The sequence below is a fragment of the Streptomyces sp. NPDC088246 genome (genome assembly GCF_044741025.1).
Lineage (GTDB): Bacteria > Actinomycetota > Actinomycetes > Streptomycetales > Streptomycetaceae > Streptomyces.
On sequence record NZ_JBIURV010000001.1, the window covers coordinates 198250 to 217439 of the forward strand.

The window sequence follows — 19190 nt, forward strand, 5'->3', positions numbered from 1 at the left end:
ACCGCCATGCGCAAGAACCACCTCAAGCCCGTAGCCGCCGTCACCGGCTGCCTCGCCCTCGCCGCCACCCTCTCCGCCTGCGGCGGCTCCTCGGCCGCCTCCGACGAGAAGGTCGTCACCGTCTACAGCGCGGACGGCCTCAAGGGCGGGAACGGCGACGGCTGGTACGACAAGGTCTTCAAGGACTTCGAGAAGAAGACCGGCATCAAGGTCAAGTACGTGGAGGGCGGCTCCGGCGAGATGGTGCAGCGTGCCGCCCGCGAGAAGTCCAACACCCAGGCCGATGTGCTGGTCACCCTGCCGCCGTTCATCCAGCAGGCCGACAGCAAGGGCCTCCTGACGGCGTACGCACCGGCCGGCTCCGACAAGGTCGACGGCGCCGACAAGGCGTCCGACTCCAAGTGGACCTCCGTCGTCAACAACTACTTCGGCTTCATCCACAACAAGAAGGAGCTGAAGTCGGCCCCCACCACCTGGGAGGAACTGCTCGACGGAAAGTTCAAGAACAAGATCCAGTACTCCACCCCCGGAGTCGCCGGTGACGGCACGGCCGTACTGATCAAGGCGATGCACGACTTCGGCGGCAAGGAGCCGGCGATGGAGTACCTGAAGAAGCTGCAGGCGAACAACGTCGGCCCGTCCGCCTCCACCGGCAAGCTCGCTCCCAAGGTCGACAAGGGCGAACTGCTCGCCGCCAACGGCGACGTCCAGATGAACTACGCACAGTCCAAGGACATGCCGAACCTCGGCATCTGGTTCCCCGCGAGGGAGGGCGGCAAGCCCACCACCTTCGCCCTGCCGTACGCGGCCGGCCTGGTCGACAAGGCCCCGCACAGCGCCAACGGCAAGAAGCTGCTCGACTTCATGCTCTCCGAGCAGGCGCAGAAGGACGTCAGCGCGGTCGGCGGCGGCTTCTCGGCCCGCAAGGACGTCGAGGCCACCGACGCCAACGCCATCGAGCTCGCCAAGCTGATGGACGGCGTGGAGATCTTCGAGCCCGACTGGTCGGACATCGGCACCAATCTGGACACGTACGTCGAGGCCTGGAAGTCGGCCACCGGCAGCTGACCGCCGGCCGGCGATTCACCTCGAGGAAAAGCGACTTCGGCGGATCATCGCGCAAAGGTAACGGGTCTGGACCATCCTGGAGGCGGTGCCGCCGGCGTCCCCGCACACGGCGTACGGCAGGAGTCCCACATGGCAGAGCGCAAGCCGATCTCATCCCGGCTCACCGACACAAAGGATGTATGGCCCTGAGCTGCGGAAACGCCGTTCTCAGGGCCCCCGAACGTCTTATTCTGGCTGCCTGACACTCCGCTGCGGGGCGGAGTGCCGGACCGCCACTCAGACGAGGTCGACGAGGTCCGCGATCGAGTCCACGACCTTCGTCGGCCGGTACGGGTAGCGCTCGATGTCGGCCTTGGCCGTCAGCCCGGTGAGCACCAGGAAGGTGTCCATCCCGGCCTCCAGCCCGGCCAACACATCCGTGTCCATCCGGTCACCGATCATGGCGCTGCTCTCGGAGTGCGCACCGATCGTGTTCAGCGCACTGCGCATCATCAGCGGGTTGGGCTTGCCGACGAAGTACGGCTCCTTGCCGGTCGCCTTCGTGATCAACGCGGCAACGGAACCAGTGGCAGGCAACGCCCCCTCGGGCGAGGGTCCGGTGTTGTCGGGGTTGGTGGCGATGAAGCGGGCACCGTTGTTTATCAACCGGATGGCCTTCGTCAGGGCCTCGAACGAGTAAGTCCGAGTCTCACCCAAGATCACGAAATCGGGCTCGGCGTCGGTCAGCACGTACCCGGCCTCATGCAAGGCGGTGGTGAGCCCGGCCTCTCCGATGACGTACGCCGTGCCGCCAGGGTGCTGACTGTCCAAGAACTTGGCGGTGGCCAGGGCCGAGGTCCAGATGTTCTCAATCGGTACGTCGAGGCCGATCCGGCTGAGTCGTACATGCAGGTCTCGGGCCGTGTAGATCGAGTTGTTCGTCAGCACGAGGAATGGCTTGCCCGAATCCCGGAGCTTCTTGATGAAGGCATCCGCGCCAGGGATCGGCACGCCTTCGTGCATCAGCACCCCGTCCATGTCGGTGAGCCACGAATCGATGGGCTTGTGATCTGTCATGGGTGCGGCTCCTGCCATACGAGGACTCACGGGGTGACCATGCTATTCACTCGTCGCACTCAGAGCCTGAACGTCTCGCAGCCCGGACCGGTCGCAGGGGGAAACATACCCTTTCGTTCATGGGTTCCCTATGCATAAGTAAGGGGCAACTTGCCCGAAGATCGCCTGCAATGCATGTTTATGCATAAGGAGTAACCCCGCTCCGCCGCCCAGAGGGGAACCGTGCCTGCTCTCAAATCCGCGTCCACCAGCGCGGTTCGCGTACACGGCCAGTGAGGGAAGCAACTGCCCTGCCTCGGCTTGGGGATGGCGAGTTCGAGGTGCCGGCTCGGGTGTCCCACTCGTGCGGACGGTAGTCGTTGGTACACGGGCTACTTCCACACGATCTCAAGGAGTTCCGGGCGGAACACTCCGCGCTGTGCGCCGCCCTTACCTGCTCCGCTGATCACCACAGATTCGATACTCCTCATGATTTCCTGCCGCTTCATGTCCGCGGTGTAGCCCTCCCATTCGCGGACGATGCGACCGGCCGCGGAGCCTGCTCGGGCGGGAGTCCCCGAAAGCGCCGAGGCCTTTCCCTTCGTCTCCCGCTCCTTGTCCTCCAGGCGGCGGATCTCGCGGGCGAACTCGCCGAGAGAGAGCAGGTCGTCCGCCCGAAGCTGTCGAGCCTCGGCTTTGTCCGCCTCGATCTGCTCCAATGTCTTCCTGGCCTTGACCAACTCGGGGTCTTCCTCTTCAGCGGGCTGTACATTGCGAGCCTGCTTCTTGAGGTTGCCGAGAAGGGCCTTCTCTACGTAGTCATCGACGGGGGGACCGCTGCGGGACAGCTTTCCGCACCCGCCGCTCGCCTTCTTGCACAGGTAGTAGTACCCGTACTTCTCGTAGCTGGGAGTGCCCTTCGCGTACATGGCGGATTGCAGGCCGGTTCCACACTTCGCACAGCGGGCGATGCCAGTGAGCAGCCGCTTCGTGACCGTGGTCCCAGTCTTGCGGCCCCTGCCGGTGTTCTTCCGGGCGTCCAGTACATCGATCAGTTCCCGCCACTCCGCAGGCGTGAAGATCGTCTCCCACTGCCCGATGACCGGTGTGCCGTCCGTACGCTCGACCAGGTATTCGGTGGGGTCCACGCGGCCGGACCTCTCGCGAACTTCCTGCGGGATGTAGGCGCGGTACCCGCACAAGCGAGGGTTCCTCAGCACGTACTTCACGCTGGTGTACCCGATCGTCTTGCCGGGGGGAGTCTGGGGGCCGCGCACACCCAGTTCCGTCCACTCCTCATGGAGAGTGGCGATCGTCTTGCCCTTGACCACGTCCCTGCGGGCCTTCCGGAGAAGCTCGGCTTCCCACTCGTCGACGTGCTCTACGTCCTTCCAGCCGAAAGCCCGCTGCCCCTTGTGCGGCTTCCCGTCCGTGGCCTCGGCCAGCTTCTGCCGGGCGACTCGGCGGGCGGCATCCGCGGAGTACTTGTTGGCGATGGTCACGTAGATGCGGGCCTGGAAACGCCCGTCTCCGGTCGTCAGGTCATAGTCACCTGCGGTGGTACCGAAGACCATGGGCCGACGGGCCTGCTCGTAGATGTCGATGAGACGTTCAAGGTCGCGCGGCTGGCGGGCGATGCGGTCGATGTTGTAGGCCAGGATGCCGCTGATCACGCCGTTCTGAAGGTCGAGGACCATCTCCTCGAAGTCCTTGCGCTTCACGCGGCGCTTGTAGGCGGAGGTGTCGTTGTCCTCGTAGACGCGGTGCACGTTGACGCGCTTGAGCTGAGCCAAGTCGTACACGTCTTCGCGCTGGCGGACGACTCCCTCTCGGCCGTCGCGCCCGTCACCTATCTGCCCGATGTCTGAGATTCGGGCGTATCCACCTACTGCGAGCATGTCTGTCCCCGCCAGTGTTGCCTTCAAGATCGTGCCAAAGTATACGTTTTATGTGTGCGTGGTGAGGTTCGTACATACAGCTTCGAAGACCGATGTGCTGGCCGGCCTGGAGGCGGGGATGCAGACGTTCCTGGTCCTCACCGGTCTCACCGCAATGGCGGATATCGACAGGTACCCCTTCCGGCCGTCCACGGTCGTCGATTCCATCGCCGATCTGGTCGACCTCGTCGACGTGAGCTGAGCCCGGCGGGGCACCGGCCCGAGGGGGCGGGGGAAAACGTTCCGAGGGGGCCTTGCCTGCCCGCCCCGCCCCCTGTGCTCCTGCGGATGCGAAATGCCGCAGCAGGCGTGAACCTTCCCTAAGGAGGTTCACGATGCGTTCGATATCCCTCACGTTCTGTGCCGTCGCGGCCGTCGCGGCGATCCTGGTGCCGACTTCCGCCGCGCTGGCCGAATCCGGGTCCGGCCGGACAGGCTCGGACTCTCGCACCACACTCTCGGTGACCCCGCCCTCCGCCGCCCCGGGCGGTGACGTGGCCCTCAGACTGGACGCCTGCGGGGGCAAGGAGGCCAGGGGCACTTCCGATGCCTTCGTCTCGGAGGCGCGCTTCTCGCCCGCCGCGGACGGGGGCCTCTTCGCGCAGGCCCGGATCAGCTCGGACGCCTCCCCGGGCGACCATGACATCCAGATCGTCTGTACGGACGACAAGGGCACCAAGACATCCGGCAGGGTCACCGTCATCGACCGCGACCGGGCCACGCCCCTCGCCCCGGTCAGCGCGGGAGGCGGCGGCACCGCCGTCCTCACCGACAAACAAGCCCATCAAAACGGCCCCGGCGCCGTGCATGTGGTGATCGGTCTGGCCCTGGCCGCCGTCGCGGCCGCCGCCGTCGGGTTCCGCAGCGTGCGCCGTCGCCGCCCGGCCGAGGACTGACGTGTCCGCCCCCGACCACCCCGAGGGTCGCGGCCGGCTGCTCACCGGAGTGGCCTGGGCCGTCCTGCTGATGGGTCTGTGGCTCTGGGGCCGTGACATCGCCGACGGCTCCGGCGCCAGCTCCGCCCCGACCACCGGCGACATCGCCGCGGTCGGGCGCCCGCTCGGCGTCCCGCTGCCCCCGCCGCACGACCCGATCGAGGGCGCCGCGCCGGAGCGGGTCGAGGTCCCGTCGATCGGCATCGACGCGCCGGTGGTCGCCCGCGGCCTGGACAAGGACGGGGCGATCGAACCACCGCCGTTCGACACGCCCCGGACCGTCGGCTGGTACGGCAACGGCACCGAGCCCGGCGCGAAGGGCGCCGCCCTCTTCGTCGGCCACGTCGACACCGAGACCCAACCGGCTGTCTTCTACGGGCTCAGCGCGGCCCGCCCCGGCGCCAAGGTCGAGGTGACCCGCGCGGACGGCAGGGTCGCCGAATTCACCATCGACGACGTCCAGGTCTTCACCCGGGAACGCTTCAACGCCGACAAGGCGTACGGCCCCCACAAGAACGGCCGCGCGGAACTCCGTCTGATCACCTGCGGCGGCACCTACGACCGGGCGGCGCGCTCGTACGACGCGAATGTGGTCGTCTCCGCCTACCTCACCGGCGAGAAGTCCGCAGGGAACGGCAGCGACTGACGACGCCGTATCCGGCCCGGCCGACAGTCCTCTTCCTCCGGGGCGCCGGCCGGGCCGGTCCTCGGCCGCGGCGGACGGGTGCGGGAGTGGCCGGCGCCGACGCGGGAGGTCAGGGGGCGGACCGTGCCCGACATTCCAGGGCGGCGAACCGCCTTGGCCCAGAGATCTTCTGACGCACCGTCGGAAGGCGGTCACTCTCGGCTTCCGGGTGAACGGACAGAAGCCCTGTGCCAGGATGAAGGGGACGCGGCAGTGCACCGCCGTCGCACCCGAGGGGGAGTGGATGTACGGCAGCTACAACGGCCGGTCGGGCACGGCGCGGCCGGGTGCGCGGGCGGGTGCGGTGGCCGTGGTCGGGGCCGCTCTGCTGCTCGCGGGATGCTCCTCCTCGTCCGGCTCCGGCGGTGCGGGGAAGAGTGCCGGTGCCATCGGTCAGCGTCCCCGGGGCAGCGACCCGTACTGGGTCAACCCGGACGGGAGCGCGGCCAGGCAGGTCGCCGCGTACACGAAGGACGGCGACGGGGAGAACGCCGGCCTGATCGAGAAGATCGCGCGGCAGCCCGTCGGCGAGTGGATCGGCCCGGACGATCCGGAGGCCGAGGTGAAGGGCTTCACGGAGGCGGCCGAGAAGACCGGCCGGGAAGCGCTGCTGGTTCTCTACAACATCCCGCACCGCGACTGCGGGCAGTTCTCCAAGGGCGGCGCCGCCGACGGCAATGCGTACCGGGTCTGGCTGGAGGGCGTCGCCAAGGGCATCGGTGACCGGCGCGCCACGGTGATCCTGGAGCCGGACGCGCTGCTGCACATGGTCGACGGGTGCACGCCGCAGGAGTTGCACGAGGAGCGGTACGACCTGCTGAAGAGGGCCGTCGAGCGGCTCGGGCAGCAGCCGGACACTCGCGTCTACCTGGACGCCGGCAACGCCGGCTGGCGCACCCCCGACGCGCTCTTCCAGCCGCTCCGGCGGGCGGGCATCGCAGCGGCCGACGGATTCGCCGTCAACGTCTCCAACTTCCAGACCACGGCGGCCAGTACGGAGTTCGGCAAGCAGCTCTCGGCGAAGGTCGGCGACAAGCCGTTCGTCATCGACACCAGCCGCAACGGCAACGGCCCGTACAGCGGGGGCGCGCCCGAGGAGAACTGGTGCAACCCGCCCGGCCGCGCGCTCGGCCAGGCGCCGACGACCGACACGGGTGATGAACTGGTCGACGCATACCTCTGGGTCAAGCGGCCCGGCGAGTCCGACGGCGAGTGCAAGGGCGGCCCGAAGGCGGGCGATTGGTGGCCCGAGTACGCGCTGGGGCTGGCCCGGGCGACGAAATAGGGTGCGGGGCACCCCGATTCACCGGATGCCGCTGTGCGGGGCGCCCTGATTCACCGGATGCCGCCGTGCGGGGCGCCCTGATTCACCGGATGCCGCCGTGCGGGGCGCCCCGAATCATCGGATGCCCCGCCTCGGGGACCCGCGCCTACGGCACCTCGACCCACATCCCCTCGGACGGCGTCCCCCTGTCATCCGTCACGAACAGCATGTACCACCCCGACGGCACCAACGCCCGGTTCCCCGGCACCGTCACCGTGATCCCGCCCGCCGTCCTCTTCAGGCCCAGCGCCACCGACCGCTGGTCGGTGTCCGTGACATGGGTGACCGCACTCGGCCGCATCAGCTTCGCCGAGGTGATCGTCGCCCCGTGCGCCGTCGTGAACCTGCCCGTACCGCCACGTCGGATGCTCTTCGGCCCGGCCGTCAGCTCCGGGCGCGAACCGCGGTACAGATACGGCGGCGTGTAGATCTCGATGCGCTGCTCGAAGACGCCCGGCCGGGTGTTCGCCCGGTCCGCGTAGAGCGAGTCCGAGCCGAAGACCATGACCCGGCCGTCGGGGAGGAGTACGGACCCCGAGTGGTAGTTGCGGCCCACCGCCGGGTCGGCGACCCGCCTGTACGTGTCCGTCCTCGAGTCGTACAGCCGGGCCTGCAGCACATTGGACCCGCCGCGCCCGCGGTAGTCGTTGGAGCCGCCGGTGACCAGCAGCGAGTCGTCGGGGAGGAGGGAGGCGCTCGGATAACGGGTGCCTTCCCCCAGCGAGGCGCCGTCCCGGAACCTCGGGGCGGGGTCCTTCAGGTCGACCAGACGTGACTTCGCGCTCGACCTGTCGGACTCGCCGACCCCGCCACCGCCGATGACCACGAACTTCTCGTCCTGGGCCGGGGGCAGCCGTACCGTCGCCGAGGTCTCCATCTCGTCGGCGTCGCCCATGCCGGGGATCTTCCTGAAACTGTTCGTCGCCAGGTCCCAGATGCCGGGCTCGCGGCCGACATCGGCGGGGCCGTATCCGGCGTTCGACCCGGAGTAGAAGAGCTTCCCGTCGTTCAGCAGGAAGACCGCGGGGTACGTGGGGAACCTCCGGACGATGCCGGTGTACTGCCACTTCCTGGTCTTCGGGTCGTAGATCTCGTCCTTGCCGGGGACGATCTGCCCGATCTCGTCCAGCCCGGAGAGGGCGAGAACCCTGCCGTCCTGGAGGGTGGTCAGCGTCGGGTACCAGCGCGCCTCGTTCATCGGGTCGACGGTGATGTACTTCTCCGCCACCGGGTCGAACTCGAAGGCTTCCCGGATGCCCTGGAAGTCCTTCTTGTCGAGGGCGAGCTTCTGCGCGATCCCGTATACGTTCCGCGCGTCGGAGCCGGTCAGGCCCGCGATCCGGTAGTTGTCCTCGGCGCCCGTCCCGTACTCCTCACCGGATTTCTGTGCCTCGACATAGATCCTGCCGAGGCCGGCGTCGTTGCGCAGGAACGCGCCGGTCCTCCTGTCGAAGACCTTGGTGGCCCTCTCGACCAGCACCGGATCCTTGGAGACGAACGTCCTGCCGTTCGCGCTGCCCGTGAACCGGGTGCCCGCGGGCAGGGTGACCGGCTTGTCCGGGTCCTCGTTGTGGACGATCATCAGGCCGCCGGCCTTGGTGACATCGCCCTTGAGCTTCTCGTAACGCCTGGTGCCGCCGGCTATGAGCAGCTTGCCGTCGGGCAGCTGGGTGTGACCCGAGCAGAACATGTCCTTGGGCGTGGGGATGTCCTTGAACCCATCGGTCTTCGGGTCCCACAGCACCGACCGGAAACTCTTCGCGTCGAAGTTCTTCCGGTTGTTGCCGGAGCCCGCGACGAGCAGCACCTTGCCGGTGTGCAGCAGTGCCGCGTGGATCGTATTGATCCGGTACCCGGAAGGGATGTCCAGGAAGTCCCAGTGACCGTTCGCGGCCTTGTAGTGCGGCTTGTTGATCCTGTACTCGTGGTAGCGCTCGCTGCTGAAGCGGTACACCCACGGCCCGTTCGCTCCCGAGAGTGCCAGAATCACCGCCGTACTGATCGCCATGCGGCGGGTACGGAGGCTCGGACGGTACTTCATCGTTCACGTCCCCCAAGAGCGGTCTGCATGGTCTGTTCGCCGTCGGCCCGCTCGTGATCGGCCCGTATGTGTGCCGGCTGCGGGGGCGGGGTGGTGCGGCGCTTCCGCTTCTCCGTGCGGACGGTGTACTGCCGGCCGAGGATCGGTGCCGCGGCAATCAGCATCGCCATGGCGGCCCAGGTGAGCATCGCCGGATGACTGTGTCCGCGTACGAAGGAGGTGGCGATGGAGCCGCCGAATACCACGATGAAGAAGAGGTGGATCCGGAAGGTGCCGAAGAGGGTGTCCGGGCTGGACGAGTCGCCCTTGGGCGTCACCACGAACGAGCTCTTGCGGCGCAGCACGGCATCCAGCAGCGAGCGTGCGTAGACCGGGGCGCAGAGCGCGGACATCATCATGCCGGCCAGGCCGCCGGAGCCCTCGGGCTCGTGCGGTGAGACATTGTGCCGCCGGTTCCAGACGTACAGGCCGATCTGGAGCGCCGAGGCATTGCCGTACAGCATCATCCAGACCGTCGGGTCGATCTGCACACCCGAGGCGCCCGTCCCCAGGAACAGTGCGCAACTCAGTGCCGCGAGGATCCAGTTCAGGGCGGACATCGGGTAGAAGATGATCATCATGGTGTAGTTGAAGAGCTTGCCCGCGGGGAGCGAGAAGAAGCCCTTCCAGTACTGCTTGAGGATCGTCTCGTAGGTCCCCCGCGACCAGCGGAGCTGCTGGGTGAAGAAGTCCGTCCACGCGGTCGGGCCCTCGCCGACGGCCAGCACGTCCGGGGTGTAGACCGAGCGCCACTTGCGGCCGGTCCTCGGATTGCGGGCGCGGTGCATCTCGAAGCCGGTCGCCATGTCCTCGGTGATCGAGTCGTACAGACCGCCGATCTGCTTGAGGGCCGAGATCCGCACCGCGTTGCTGGTGCCGACGAACATCGGGGCGCCGTAGCGGTTGCCCGCGCGCTGGATCAGTGCGTGGAAGAGGAACTGCTGGGACTCGGCGGCCTTGGTGACCAGCGTGTCGTAGTTGCCGTAGACCTGCGGGCCGATGACGAAGCCGACGTCCGGGTCGCGGAAGTAGCCGAGCATCCGCTCCAGATAGTTGGGCAGCGGTACGTGATCGGTATCGACGGAGGCGAAGAAGTCGTACGCGCCGCCGTGCGCGTCCAGCCAGGCGTTGTAGTTGCCGTGCTTGGTCCTCGCGCGGTACGCACCCTCGGCCCGGTTCCAGTGCGCGACGCCCTTGCGGGTGAAGTGGTGCACCCCGAGCCCGGCGCAGACCTCCTTCACGGCCGGGTCGTCGCCCTCGTCGAGCAGCCAGACGTGGACCGTCCCGCGGTGCCGGATGCGGACCGCGGCCTGCAGGGTCTTCGTCACCATTTCCAGGGGCTCCTTGCCCGGGACGAAGGAGGTGAGGAAGGCGACTTTGGTGCCGGTCTCCGGTACGACCGGGACCGGGTCGCGCGCCACCAGCGTCGCGTGCGCGTTCGACAGGACGTTCAGCGTGCGGAAGAGCTCGATCAGGCCGATCGAGACCAGCATCACGATGTCGAGGACCAGCAGCGTGCCGTTCTTGAGATTCGGGTCGCGCCGCGTCCAGTGATCCGGCTGCATGAGCCAGACGAACAGGCCGAGCGAGACGAGGGGCGCGGCGCCCAGCAGGAGCGCCGCGCGGATTCTGTGCGGCTCCTGCGAGATCAGCGAGCGGTACTGCACCCGGTACGGTCTGCCCGGATCGGGCCGGGTCAGTGGGCCGGCGAGCCGGCTGTAATGCTCGTAGTCGTAACGCGGCAGTGCATTCGTCGGGTGCCGCCGTTGTTCCCCGGTCCTCGGCTGCGCCGGTATCCGGAGCTGAGTGGTCCGGGAAGGGTCGTTGTTCTGCTGCCGGGCGCCTGTCGGCGTCGACGTCATGGGCCATCCCCCTGCACGCATGGTCAGTGCGTCACTGGTCGGTCGTCTCGGCCACGGCGATTCCCCGTCGGTCGCCGCGGACGACATCAATGGCGGGCGACCTTCCGCTCAGACACGGAACGGCACCCTTCCGGCTGTCTGATGCCTCCCCGACATCTGTCCCCCGAGCAGGGCCCCCACCCCACGTAGCGGACAACCGGAACTTCCCCCTCTGCATCCCCCAACTGCACGGCGCATCAGCCTGGTTGGAGCTGACGGCCCCTAGACAGGTTGTCCGACCCCGGTCCCGATCGCAAGGGCGAAAAGGGTGGGTTACCGGTCATACGTGCGATTTGAGGAACCCTTGCCGAAGGGGTGTGCGGAGGCGTAATGCGAAGGCTCTTCGAGTCTCTGAGTGACGAGATGGTGACTATGTGGCAGCCGTGTGCCGCGCAAGGGCCCCGTGGAGGTGGCGATGCGGGGGTCTGGCCCTTGAACGAACAAGGCCCCCTCACGCGTGGTGAGGGGGCCTTGACTCTGCGTGCGCCGCCAGGGACTCGAACCCCGGACCCGCTGATTAAGAGTCAGCTGCTCTAACCAACTGAGCTAGCGGCGCCTGCTGACCTGAAGAACTCTACCTGAAGGTGAGGCGTGCTCCTGACCATTTCCCGTCCATCACGGCCTGTCGGATGGTCGTTTTTTCTCTTCTGTCCGTCAAAATGCGATATGTCAGGAGAGTTGAGACACTGGCGCCCTTGCAGACGCGCCCAAAGATCTTGACGAGTGCGGAGGGGAATCGCATGACTGTGCCGACTTTCGAGGAGTACGTACCCGCCGGCGACTGCACCTGTGCGGGGTGCGCCGCACAACGGCGCATCGCCGTCGGCGCCTTGCCCATGCGGTACGGAGGCCATCCGGCCGCACATGGCGCGCGCCGCGCGCTGGTGCTGGTCGCCGCGGCCGGAGTGGTGCTGAGCACCGGCGTGGCCGAGGCGGCGAGCGCGCCGGGCGACCGGGCGGCGGAGGCGACCGGAGCCGCCCGTACGGACGAGACGACGGTGTCGGTGTACCCGGAGACCCCGGCCGACGAGGGCGACTCGCTCGCCCCGGCCGGCGGGGATCCGGACAGTCCGCAGGGTGGGCCGGGGCCGCTGCGGGGTACGGGGGCCTCGGGCCCGCCCTCGTCCACCGGGACCACATTGCGCAAGACCAGCCGGGCCGCGATCATCAACCGCGCGAAGAAGTGGGTGTCCGCGCAGGTTCCGTACAGCATGAGCAAGTACTGGTCCGACGGCTACCGGCAGGACTGCTCCGGCTATGTGTCGATGGCCTGGAAACTGCCCGGCAACGAGTGGACCGGCAGCCTCGCCAAGTACGGGAAGAAGATCGCGCGGGGGAAGCTGCAGCCCGGCGACATCCTGCTCTTCCACAATCCGGCCAACCCCACGAAGGGCTCGCACGTCACGATCTTCGGCGGCTGGACCGACTACACGCACACCCACTACACGGCGTACGAGCAGACGAAGCCGCACACCCGCAAGCGGACGACGCCCATGGCGTACTGGACCAACTCCGGCAAGTACGTCGCGTACCGCTACAAGGCGCTCAGCAGCGGCAGCAGCGGCAGCAGTGGTAGCGGCGGCGGATTGTCGACGAAGGCGTTCCCGGGCGCCGGGCAGTTCGGCCCCGGCACCAGCAACATGTACGTCACCCGGCTCGGGAAGATGCTCATGGACCGGGGTGGCAAGCGCTTCTACCAGGCCGGACCCGGACCGGGCTGGGGCGACGCCGACCGGCGCGCGACCCAGGCGTTCCAGAAGGCCCAGGGCTGGAAGGGCAAGGAAGCGGACGGCATTCCCGGCCCCCACACCTGGCGCCACCTGGCCAACGGGACCGGTCGCGACATCCCCGCCGCCGGGAGCGGGAACGGCCAGGGCAATTCGAACTCGGCTTCGAAGTTCCCCGGGCGGGGCTATTTCCGGCCCGGTCGGTCAAACAGCCATGTCGACAGGCTCGGCAAGCAGTTGGTGAAGAAGGGATACGGCAAGCACTACCTGTCGGGACCGGGGCCCCGGTGGACCGAGGCGGACCGGCGCAATGTCGAGGCCTTCCAGCGGGCCCAGGGCTGGCGGGGCGGAGCGGCCGACGGCTACCCCGGCCCGGAGACCTGGCGACGACTCTTCGCGTGACAAAACGGACATGACGGAGGCGGAAATGGGATCCACGGTGTCGGACAGCTCCGGAGCCCCGGAGAACGCGGGGGAACGGGAAGGGAAGCGGGAGCAGGGAGAGATGCCGGTGCGGGTGTGGGGTCCGGACCAGGTGAAGGCGCGCGACGGGGCGGGGGGTCCGGGCGAGGAGACGGCCCTGGGCCCGGGGGGCGGTGCTGGCTCTGCGGGCTCGGGTTCGGCTCTGGGTCCGGGGAGTGGTGCGGGCTCGGGTTCGGCTCTGGGTCCGGGGAGCGGTGCTCGCTCAGGGGTGGCATCGGGTTCGGGGGCCGCCCCGGACGCGGAGCCGGGTGCCGGTCCCGACTCGGTGGTCGACCTTGTGCTGGACCTTGTCCCGGGTGAGGATGTGGACTCCGCGACCCTCGGCGCGACCTCGGCCTCGGTATCGGTCCCGGCCGTGGGTACCGCACCTGTCCCGGACGCCGCACCCGTCCCGGCCTTGACCGACCACCGCACCGGGCCCGGTTCCGCCGCCCCGTCCCCACCCTTGCCTCCGTCCCCGTCCACGAGCCGGGCTGTTCCCGACACCGTCTTCGACTCCCGCCCCGTCGCCGGGGGCGACGGGGCCGAGCAGTCCGGCGACGCCCCGGGGAGGACCGGGCGGCGTCACGCGGTCATCGCCAATGAGCGCACCGCCACCATCCCCGTAGACCAGCTTTTCCGTGAGAACCCCGAGCACACCGACGCGGCCGCGCTCCCCGCCGATGTGATGTGGCGGGGGGCCGACGGTGACCAGCCGGCGGCGGGGGTGCGTCGGACACCCGTGACGAGGGGGCCGCAGGTGCAGCCTTCGACACGGCCGGCGCCGGCCGGTGATCCACGGCTTGCCGAGCGGCCGGGGCCCGCGCTGCCCGGCTGGGTGGCACTGCTCGCCGGGCTGGCCGGGATCGTTGCCGGTGGCGCCGCCCTCTGGTGGGCCGGCGTGCTGCCCGCCGCCGCGCTCGCCCGGTTCGGGATCGGCTCGCGTCCGTACGACGGGATCGGTTCCGGCGTCTGGGCGGCCCTCGCCGTGCTGGTGATGGTGGTGATCTTCGCGCTCGGCGGCCTGGGCCGCGGACGGGTCGGGTACGCCTGGGTGCTGACGCTCTTCGGCGGGTACCGCGGGAGTGTGCGGCGGACCGGGCTGATGTGGATCAGCCCGCTGCTGCTGCGCCGCCGGGTCGACGTACGCCTGCGGCACTGGCGCAGCGAACCGCTCCCCGCCGTGGATGCCAACGGTACGGCGCTGCGTGTCGTCGTCCTCGTCGTCTGGCGGATCAGGGACACCGCACGGGCGACGCTCGGGGTCGCGGACCACGAAGCGTATCTGCGTGAGCAGGTCGAGGCGGCGATGGCCCGGGTCCTCTCGCAGCTGCCCGCCGACGCCTTCCACGAGGACGCGCACACCCTGCGCAACGCGGAGGCCGTCGGTGATGCGCTGACCCGGATGCTGAAGGCGGACTGCGAGCCCGTCGGCATCGAGGTGTACTCCGCGCAGCCGACCGGAATCGAGTACGCACCGGAGATCGCCGCGGCCATGCAGCGCCGCCGGATCGCCGCCATCGACGCCAAGCACCGTGACAGTGTGCTGACTTCGGTGGTTGACGCGGTGGACGACACTGTCAACCGGCTGACCGCGAGGGGGCTCGTGGAGCTGGACGACTACGAACGGAAGGCGCTGGTCAAGGACTTGACGGTGGCCTTCTACACCGGACGCAGTGGCGGGGAGGGCGCCTGAGGGCTTCGGGGGACGCTCCGGCGGCGAAGCGGAATCCAACTCCCATTGGTCTGGACATGTTCATGTCGCGTCAATAATCTAAGGCTTGGTCTAGACCGCAGCACATGCGCGCAGCAGGGCTCATGGAACCTCCCCCACGTTCTTGAGGAGCGACAGCAATGCGTAAAAGGGCAAGCGCGGCCGTAGTCGGCCTGGCAGTAGCGGGCGTCTCGATGCTCGCGACGAGCAGCGCCGGCAGCCACGGCTACACCGACAACCCCATCAGCCGCCAGAAGCTCTGTGCCAATGGCACGGTGACGGGCTGCGGCAACATCCAGTGGGAGCCGCAGAGCGTCGAGGGCCCCAAGGGCTTTCCGGCGGCAGGTCCGGCCGACGGCAAGATCTGCTCCGGCGGCCACTCCGAGTTCGCCCAGCTCGACGACCCGCGCGGCGGCAACTGGCCCGCCATCAATGTCACCGCGGGGCAGGGCTTCAGCTTCCGCTGGCAGTTCACCGCGCGCCACGCCACGACGGACTTCCGCTACTACATCACCAAGAACGGCTGGGACCCCACCAAGCCCCTCACCAGGGCCGACCTGGAGCCGCAGCCCTTCATGACGGTGCCGTACGGCGGCAAGCAGCCCCCGGCGACCCTGACCCAGCAGGGCACCATCCCCACCCAGAAGACCGGGAAGCACATCATCCTGAGCGTCTGGACCATCGCGGACACGGCGAACGCGTTCTACGCCTGCTCCGATGTTCAATTCTGACGTGTAGTCAGTTACCGTGCGGCGCCATGGGGAGCGCAGGCACCGTCGCGGAGCTCGTACAACGCCAATGGGGCGACCACCGGCCCGGACTGAGATCTGAGGACACCGTCCTCAGCCATCACCAGGTCGCCTCGGGCGCTGCCGCACGGGCCGCGCTCCTGGCGGATCTGCTGCCGGCGGGCAGCGAACCGCACCTCGGGGTGCTGCTGGACAACACTCCTGAATTTGCTCTCTGGTTGAGCGCGGCGGCCCTGGCCGGGGTCGCCGTCGCCGGTATCAACCCCACCCGGCGCGGCGCCGAACTGGCGCGCGACATCCTGCACACCGACTGCCGCGTCCTGGTGACCGAACGCGCGCATCTCTCGCTGCTCGACGGCCTGGATCTTCCGGGTGTGCGGGTGCTGGTCACCGACACCGATGCGTACGCCGAACTGCTCGCCCCGTACACCGGAGCGAAACCGGGTGACACGGTCCTGGCCGAAGTCGGGCCCGGAACCAGGATGCTGCTCTACTTCACCTCGGGCTCGACCGGTGCGCCCAAGGCCGCGATCTGCTCCCAGGGGCGGCTGGCGGCGGCCGGGCGGTCCCTCGTCGATCACTTCGGCGTCCGGCGCGAGGACGTCCACTACATCTGCATGCCGATGTTCCACGGCAACGCGGTGATCGCCGACTGGGCGCCCGCGCTGGCCGGCGGGGCCGCGGTCGCTCTGCGCCGCCGCTTCTCGGCCTCCGGATTCCTCGACGACGTACGGGCACACGGGGCTACGTACTTCACCTATGTCGGCCGCGCCGTGCAGTATCTGCTGGCCACCCCCGAGCGCCCCGACGACCGCGAGCACCCGCTGCGGCTCGGCTTCGGCACCGAGGCGGGCGCGGTGGACGCGGCCCGCTTCCGGGAGCGGTTCGGGGTGCGGCTGGTCGAGGGCTACGGCTCCTCCGAGGGTGGCGCGGCGATCCAGCGGACCCCGGACACCCCGGAGCGCGCGATCGGGAGGGCGGCGTCGCGCGACGATCTCGCGGTCGTCGACCCGGAGACCGGTGAGGAGCGGGCCGCCGCGGTCTTCGACGAGTCCGGAAGGCTGACCAACGGGGCGGATGCGATAGGGGAGTTGGTCAACCGGGGCCGTACACCCTTCGAGGGGTACTGGCGCAACGCGGCGGCGGACGCGGACCGGGTGCGCGGCGGCTGGTACTGGACCGGGGACCTCTTCTTCCGCGACGCCGACGGCTTCCTCTACTTTGCGGGCCGTACGGACGACCGGCTGCGGGTGGACAGCGAGAACCTGGCCGCCGCGGTGATCGAGAACATCCTGGCCCGCTGGGAGGACGCGGCGGCCGTGGCGGTGTACGCGGTGCCGGACCCGGTCGCCGGTGACCAGGTGATGGCGGCGCTCGCGATGCGGGAGGGGGCTGCGTTCGACCCGGACTCCTTCGCCGCGTTCCTGGCGGCCCAGCCGGACCTGGGGACGAAGATGACGCCCCGCTTCGTACGCATCGTCCCGGCGATGCCCGTGACGGCGACGAACAAGGTGCATCGGGTCGGGCTGCGCCGCGAGGGGTTCTGGTGCGGCGGACCTGTGTGGTGGAACGGTGCCGGGGGTCGGTACGAAGCGTTCGGCGATGAACAACTGGGAGCCCTGCTGGGTGACTTCACAGCGCACGGACGTGACGGCCTGCTGCCCTCGATCTCCCCCATAGCCTGAAGGGCACGGGAGGGGCCTCCTCGGCGGGCCTGAGGATCAAGCCCGTCCGGCGATCGAGGGCAAAGCGGCGAGGTGGGTGGACCCGCACTAAGACCGACCGGCACATGGGGGGCGGCGTCGCGGGGCTGGGCACGCACACCTGCGGCGTTGTCGTCGGTCACCAACTTCCCCAAGCTCTCGGCTTCGCTCGAGCAGAGGAGACCCCATTCGCGTTGACTCCTTCCTCCGCCTTGCAGCCGCACGCACCCAGCCACGCTCCTTCTCCCACCCCCCCATGTGCCGGTCGGTCTAATTCGTCAGGGCCAGCTCCTCCCGGTCCGCCACCGCGGACCTGGGCCGCAGCAGCGTCACGGCCAGCACCGCGCCCGCCAGCAACAGCGCGGCCCCCGCCACCGAGGCGTACTGCATGCTGTGCACGAAGGCCTCCCGCCCGATCGAGATCAGCGAACCGTCCCCCGTGGCCACCGCACCCGCCAGCGTCTTACGGGCACCCTCCGGCGCGGAGCCCGGCATGTCGGCCGTGTAGACAGCCGTGGCCACCGCGCCGAGCAGGGCCATCCCCGTCGCACCGCCGAACTCCTGCCCGGTCTCCAGCAGCGAGGCCGCCGAACTCGCCTTCTCCGGCGGGGCGGTGGACAGCGCCAGGTCCGAGACGAGCGCCATCACGGTGACGATGCCGCAGCTCATCACGGCGCAGCCGCCGAGCAGCAGCCACAGCGAGTCCGTACCCGTCAGGGCGAGGACCGCGAATCCGGCGGCGGCGATGACGAAACCGGCGCAGATGACGCGCGTACGGTCGGTCCGCTGGGCGATCGCCGTGGCCGTCGGGGCGGCGGCCCCCACCGCCAGTGACGGGGCCAGGCTCCACAGCGCGGCCTCCATCGTGCCCATGCCGAGTACCGACTGCAGATACTGCGTGGTGAAGAACGCCGAGCCCATCATGGCGAAGGCGGCCAGCGCGTTCAGCCCGATCCCGGCCGCGAAGCCGCTGTTGCGGAAGAGCTCCCGGCTGATCATCGCGTCGCCGTGGCTGCGCTGGCGGCGGACGAAGAACCAGCCGACGACGAGCCCGGCGGCGATGATCAGCGCGTTCCGCGCATCGAGCCCGTGCGCGGCGCTCTCCTTCACCCCGTAGACGACGGGCAGCACGGCACCCATCGACAGCGGCACGCTCAGGAAGTCGAACCGGCCGGGGTTCGGGTCCTTGAACTCCGGGACCAGCACGGGCACCAGGACCAGCAGCAGCACCATCGCCGGCACATTGATCAGAAAGACCGAGCCCCACCAGAAGTGCTGCAGCATGACGCCGCTGAGCACCGAGCCGAGCGCGATCCCGCCGGCCATGGCACCCGACCAGATGCCGACGGCCCGGCCGCGCTGCCGCTCGTCGCGGAACATGTTCCGCACGAGACCCATCGTCGACGGCATCAGCGTGGCACCGCCGATCCCGAGCAGCGCGCGGGCCGCGATCAGCATCTCGGGGCTGGTGGAGTATGCGGCCGCGACAGACGCGGCACTGAACGCGAACGCCCCGAGGAGCAGCAGCTTGCGGCGGCCGATCCGGTCGCCGAGCGAGCCCATCGTGATGAGCAGACCGGCCAGGGCGAAGGCGTACACATCGAAGATCCAGAGCTGCTGGGTGGCGCTGGGGGCGAGGTCCCGGTCGATGGACGGGATTGCGAAGAAGAGGACGGAGACGTCCATCGAGACGAGGAGGAGGGGCAGCAGGAGGACCACGAAGGCGGTCCATTCCCGGCGACCGGCGAGGTGGCCGCGCTCGGCGGTGGTGCTCGTAGCGTTCGTCATGCCAGGAAATGTACGAGCGTTTAAAACGTTTGTCTAGTACGGGTGTGTAAAACGTTCGTACATCTCGATGGACAGCAAAAAA

The 19190-nt window shown here is 68.9% G+C and carries 13 protein-coding genes, 1 tRNA gene and 1 pseudogene; 9 read left to right on the forward strand and 6 right to left on the reverse strand.

All coding sequences use genetic code 11. From position 1 onward, the window contains the following. Positions 1–6: 6 nt before the first annotated feature. Entirely contained in the window at positions 7–1068 is a 1062-nt protein-coding gene (locus tag ACIPEK_RS00930) for a 2-aminoethylphosphonate ABC transporter substrate-binding protein (protein ID WP_401989507.1), read from the forward strand. A gap of 276 nt (positions 1069–1344) precedes the next feature. On the opposite strand, the gene ACIPEK_RS00935 is transcribed toward ACIPEK_RS00930, so the two are convergent. Both ACIPEK_RS00935 and ACIPEK_RS00940 read right to left on the reverse strand, forming a co-directional pair. Then, the gene (locus ACIPEK_RS00935) at positions 1345–2124 is read right to left on the reverse strand and encodes an HAD-IIA family hydrolase (RefSeq protein WP_401989508.1); all 780 of its coding nucleotides are present in this window, start codon (positions 2122–2124) and stop codon (positions 1345–1347) included. Positions 2125–2495: 371 nt separating this feature from the next. Continuing rightward, on the reverse strand, positions 2496–4001 hold the full coding sequence (locus ACIPEK_RS00940; protein ID WP_401989509.1) for a recombinase family protein: 1506 nt from the start codon (positions 3999–4001) through the stop codon (positions 2496–2498). A gap of 88 nt (positions 4002–4089) precedes the next feature. On the opposite strand from ACIPEK_RS00940, the pseudogene ACIPEK_RS00945 reads away from it, so the two are divergent. From ACIPEK_RS00945 to ACIPEK_RS00960, 4 genes and pseudogenes are all read left to right on the forward strand, one after another. Then, positions 4090–4242, forward strand: a pseudogene (locus tag ACIPEK_RS00945) (HAD hydrolase-like protein); the annotation flags it as partial. Between the two features lie 133 nt (positions 4243–4375). Beyond that, complete coding sequence (locus ACIPEK_RS00950; RefSeq protein ID WP_401989510.1) at positions 4376–4936, forward strand: hypothetical protein; 561 nt, start codon at positions 4376–4378, stop codon at positions 4934–4936. Position 4937: 1 nt separating this feature from the next. Then, positions 4938–5621: a class F sortase gene (locus ACIPEK_RS00955; protein WP_401989511.1), complete on the forward strand. Its 684-nt coding sequence runs from the start codon at positions 4938–4940 to the stop codon at positions 5619–5621. Between the two features lie 283 nt (positions 5622–5904). Further along, on the forward strand, positions 5905–6945 hold the full coding sequence (locus ACIPEK_RS00960; protein ID WP_401989784.1) for a glycoside hydrolase family 6 protein: 1041 nt from the start codon (positions 5905–5907) through the stop codon (positions 6943–6945). 145 nt (positions 6946–7090) lie between these two features. Here ACIPEK_RS00960 and ACIPEK_RS00965 read toward each other — a convergent pair whose 3' ends face one another. From ACIPEK_RS00965 to ACIPEK_RS00975, 3 genes are all read right to left on the reverse strand, one after another. Beyond that, positions 7091–9025 (reverse strand): galactose oxidase-like domain-containing protein, encoded by a 1935-nt coding sequence (locus ACIPEK_RS00965; RefSeq protein WP_401989512.1) that lies wholly within the window; start codon positions 9023–9025, stop codon positions 7091–7093. After that, the gene (locus ACIPEK_RS00970; protein ID WP_401989513.1) at positions 9022–10926 is read right to left on the reverse strand and encodes a glycosyltransferase; all 1905 of its coding nucleotides are present in this window, start codon (positions 10924–10926) and stop codon (positions 9022–9024) included. Before ACIPEK_RS00970 ends, ACIPEK_RS00965 begins: the two co-directional genes overlap by 4 nt. A 521-nt stretch (positions 10927–11447) precedes the next feature. Further along, positions 11448–11521: transfer RNA gene (locus tag ACIPEK_RS00975), tRNA-Lys, on the reverse strand. Between the two features lie 184 nt (positions 11522–11705). On the opposite strand from ACIPEK_RS00975, the gene ACIPEK_RS00980 reads away from it, so the two are divergent. From ACIPEK_RS00980 to ACIPEK_RS00995, 4 genes are all read left to right on the forward strand, one after another. Continuing rightward, complete coding sequence (locus ACIPEK_RS00980) at positions 11706–13094, forward strand: peptidoglycan-binding protein (protein ID WP_401989514.1); 1389 nt, start codon at positions 11706–11708, stop codon at positions 13092–13094. Between the two features lie 25 nt (positions 13095–13119). Continuing rightward, complete coding sequence (locus ACIPEK_RS00985) at positions 13120–14850, forward strand: SPFH domain-containing protein (protein WP_401989786.1); 1731 nt, start codon at positions 13120–13122, stop codon at positions 14848–14850. A 158-nt stretch (positions 14851–15008) separates the two neighbouring features. Further along, complete coding sequence (locus ACIPEK_RS00990; protein WP_401989515.1) at positions 15009–15599, forward strand: lytic polysaccharide monooxygenase; 591 nt, start codon at positions 15009–15011, stop codon at positions 15597–15599. Between the two features lie 26 nt (positions 15600–15625). Beyond that, positions 15626–17302 (forward strand): AMP-binding protein, encoded by a 1677-nt coding sequence (locus ACIPEK_RS00995; protein WP_401989516.1) that lies wholly within the window; start codon positions 15626–15628, stop codon positions 17300–17302. A gap of 288 nt (positions 17303–17590) precedes the next feature. Here the strand turns inward: ACIPEK_RS00995 and ACIPEK_RS01000 are convergent, their stop codons facing one another. Then, positions 17591–19108, reverse strand: a complete 1518-nt coding sequence (locus ACIPEK_RS01000; RefSeq protein WP_401989517.1) for an MFS transporter — start codon at positions 19106–19108, stop codon at positions 17591–17593. Between the last annotated feature and the right edge of the window lie 82 nt (positions 19109–19190).

Excerpts from the sequence above, each read along its gene's own strand:
- ACIPEK_RS00950 (WP_401989510.1), top strand. The coding sequence starts at position 4,376 with ATGCGTTCGATATCCCTCACGTTCTGTGCCGTCGCGGCCGTCGCGGCG.
- ACIPEK_RS00940 (WP_401989509.1), bottom strand. The coding sequence starts at position 4,001 with ATGCTCGCAGTAGGTGGATACGCCCGAATCTCAGACATCGGGCAGATA.
- ACIPEK_RS00970 (WP_401989513.1), bottom strand. The coding sequence starts at position 10,926 with ATGACGTCGACGCCGACAGGCGCCCGGCAGCAGAACAACGACCCTTCC.
- ACIPEK_RS00990 (WP_401989515.1), top strand. The coding sequence starts at position 15,009 with ATGCGTAAAAGGGCAAGCGCGGCCGTAGTCGGCCTGGCAGTAGCGGGC.
- ACIPEK_RS00965 (WP_401989512.1), bottom strand. The coding sequence starts at position 9,025 with ATGAAGTACCGTCCGAGCCTCCGTACCCGCCGCATGGCGATCAGTACG.
- ACIPEK_RS00980 (WP_401989514.1), top strand. The coding sequence starts at position 11,706 with ATGACTGTGCCGACTTTCGAGGAGTACGTACCCGCCGGCGACTGCACC.
- ACIPEK_RS00930 (WP_401989507.1), top strand. The coding sequence starts at position 7 with ATGCGCAAGAACCACCTCAAGCCCGTAGCCGCCGTCACCGGCTGCCTC.
- ACIPEK_RS00995 (WP_401989516.1), top strand. The coding sequence starts at position 15,626 with ATGGGGAGCGCAGGCACCGTCGCGGAGCTCGTACAACGCCAATGGGGC.
- ACIPEK_RS00985 (WP_401989786.1), top strand. The coding sequence starts at position 13,120 with ATGGGATCCACGGTGTCGGACAGCTCCGGAGCCCCGGAGAACGCGGGG.
- ACIPEK_RS01000 (WP_401989517.1), bottom strand. The coding sequence starts at position 19,108 with ATGACGAACGCTACGAGCACCACCGCCGAGCGCGGCCACCTCGCCGGT.
- ACIPEK_RS00935 (WP_401989508.1), bottom strand. The coding sequence starts at position 2,124 with ATGACAGATCACAAGCCCATCGATTCGTGGCTCACCGACATGGACGGG.
- ACIPEK_RS00960 (WP_401989784.1), top strand. The coding sequence starts at position 5,905 with ATGTACGGCAGCTACAACGGCCGGTCGGGCACGGCGCGGCCGGGTGCG.